The 2,109-nt window shown below is 67.7% G+C and carries 5 protein-coding genes; all 5 read right to left on the bottom strand.

The window, feature by feature from the left end; all coding sequences use genetic code 11:
- On the bottom strand, window positions 1-438 hold a 438-nt coding region (locus tag ACR9ZK_RS21410; protein ID WP_481343983.1), incomplete at its 3' end, for a 30S ribosomal protein S5.
- 40 nt (window positions 439-478) lie between these two features.
- Window positions 479-853, bottom strand: a complete 375-nt coding sequence (gene rplR, locus ACR9ZK_RS21405) for a 50S ribosomal protein L18 (RefSeq protein ID WP_481343982.1) — start codon at window positions 851-853, stop codon at window positions 479-481.
- Between the two features lie 3 nt (window positions 854-856).
- Window positions 857-1,393, bottom strand: coding sequence for a 50S ribosomal protein L6 (rplF, locus tag ACR9ZK_RS21400; RefSeq protein WP_481343981.1), 537 nt, complete (start codon window positions 1,391-1,393; stop codon window positions 857-859).
- A gap of 12 nt (window positions 1,394-1,405) precedes the next feature.
- Window positions 1,406-1,804 (bottom strand): 30S ribosomal protein S8, encoded by a 399-nt coding sequence (gene rpsH / locus ACR9ZK_RS21395; RefSeq protein WP_481343980.1) that lies wholly within the window; start codon window positions 1,802-1,804, stop codon window positions 1,406-1,408.
- Window positions 1,805-1,920: 116 nt separating this feature from the next.
- A complete protein-coding gene (locus ACR9ZK_RS21390) occupies window positions 1,921-2,106 on the bottom strand; it encodes a type Z 30S ribosomal protein S14 (RefSeq protein WP_013493557.1) in 186 nt (61 codons plus the stop codon).
- Window positions 2,107-2,109: the final 3 nt, after the last annotated feature.

The following is a 2,109-nucleotide window of genomic DNA, read 5'->3' as shown; positions in this document are numbered from 1 at the left end:
CTCCAGGACCGCACGCACCGGGCCACCGGCGATGACACCGGTACCAGGGGCGGCCGGACGGAGCATGACGACACCGGCCGCGGCCTCGCCCTGGACGGGGTGCGGGATGGTGCCCTGGATCCGCGGGACCTTGAAGAAGCCCTTCTTGGCCTCCTCGACGCCCTTGGCGATCGCGGCGGGGACCTCCTTGGCCTTGCCGTAGCCGACGCCCACGGTGCCGTCACCGTCACCGACGACGACGAGCGCCGTGAAGCTGAAGCGACGACCACCCTTGACGACCTTCGCGACGCGGTTGATGGTCACCACGCGCTCGACGTACTGGTTCTGCTCGCGGCTCTCGCGGCTGTCACGGCCGCCGCGGCGGTCCTGACGCTCGCCGCGCTCGCCGCGCTCGCCGCCACCGGCGGGGCCGGTGCCTCGACGCTGCTGTCCGGGCATCAGATGTTCCTCATCTCGACAATTGCGTTCACGAAGTTGCTCACAGCGACAGGCCTCCCTCGCGGGCGCCCTCGGCGATCGCCGCGACGCGGCCGTGGTACTTGTTGCCCCCACGGTCGAACACGACGGAGTCGACGCCGGCGTCCTTGGCGCGGGCGGCGACGAGCTCGCCGACCCGCTTGGCCTTGGCCGTCTTGTCACCGTCGAACGAACGCAGGTCGGCCTCCATCGTCGAGGCGTAGGCGACGGTCTTGCCGACCGTGTCGTCGACGACCTGCACGAAGAGGTGACGGCTCGAGCGCGAGACGACGAGGCGGGGACGGGCCGCGGTGCCGGCGATCTTCTTGCGACCGCGCACCTGGCGACGGATGCGGGCGGCAGCCTTGGACTTGCCGCGCTTGATGATCATTGCCATGGCTTACTTACCGGCCTTTCCAACCTTGCGACGGATCTGCTCGCCCGCGTAGCGAACGCCCTTGCCCTTGTACGGGTCGGGCTTGCGCAGCTTGCGGATGTTGGCCGCGACCTCACCGACGAGCTGCTTGTCGATGCCCTGCACCGAGAAGCGGGTCGGGTTCTCGACGGCGAAGCTGATGCCGGCGGGAGCCTGGATGAGGATCGGGTGCGAGTATCCGAGCGAGAACTCGAGGTCCGAGCCCTTCGCGGCGACACGGTAGCCCGTGCCGTGGATCTCCATCTTCTTCTCGTAGCCCTCGGTGACACCGAGCACCATGTTGTTGATGAGCGAGCGGGTCAGGCCGTGGCGGGCCCGGGAGTCACGCTCGTCGTCGGGGCGCTTGACTTCGAGGTTGCCCTCGGCGACCTCGACGGTGATCGGGGTGACGACGGTCAGCGAGAGCTCGCCCTTGGGGCCCTTGACCGTGACGTCCTGGCCGTCGACCTTGACGTCCACACCCGAGGGGATGGAGACGGGGAGTCGTCCGATTCGCGACATGTCAGCGTCTCCTTACCAGACGTAGGCGAGGACTTCCCCACCCACGCCCTTCTCGTGTGCCTGCTTGTCGGTCAGGAGGCCGCTCGAGGTCGACAGGATCGCGACGCCGAGGCCGCCGAGAACCTTGGGCAGGTTCGTCGACTTGGCGTAGACGCGCAGACCCGGCTTCGAGACGCGACGCACGCCGGCGATGGAGCGCTCGCGGTTCGGGCCGTACTTGAGGTCGATGGTCAGCGTCTGGCCGACCTCGGCCTCCTCGATCTTCCACGAGGCGATGTAGCCCTCGGTCTGGAGGATCTCGGCGATGTTCTTCTTGAGCTTCGAGTACGGCATGGAGACCGTGTCGTGGTGCGCCGAGTTGGCGTTCCGCACACGAGTCAGCATGTCCGCAATCGGGTCAGTCATGGTCATGGTGGGCTCTTTGCCCTTCCTCACCGGGGTTTCGGACACCGGGGCGCCTCGAGGGCGCTCCGGGCCGACCTACGGTGCCAGAGGTGTTGGCTGGTCTTTGGGTGGCTACCGGTGGTTTACCAGGAGCTCTTGGTCACGCCCGGCAGCTCGCCCGCGTGCGCCATCTCGCGAAGGCAGATGCGGCAGAGGCCGAACTTGCGGTACACCGAGTGCGGGCGACCGCACTTCTGGCAACGGGTGTACGCGCGGACCTTGAACTTCGGCTTCCGGTTCGCCTTGTTGATCAGGGCGGTCTTGGCCATGTC

It is taken from the genome of Monashia sp. HAY1-5C (assembly GCF_056755255.1).
The sequence above is the reverse complement of the archived record's forward strand: the minus strand, read 5'-3'. Positions and strand labels throughout refer to the sequence as shown.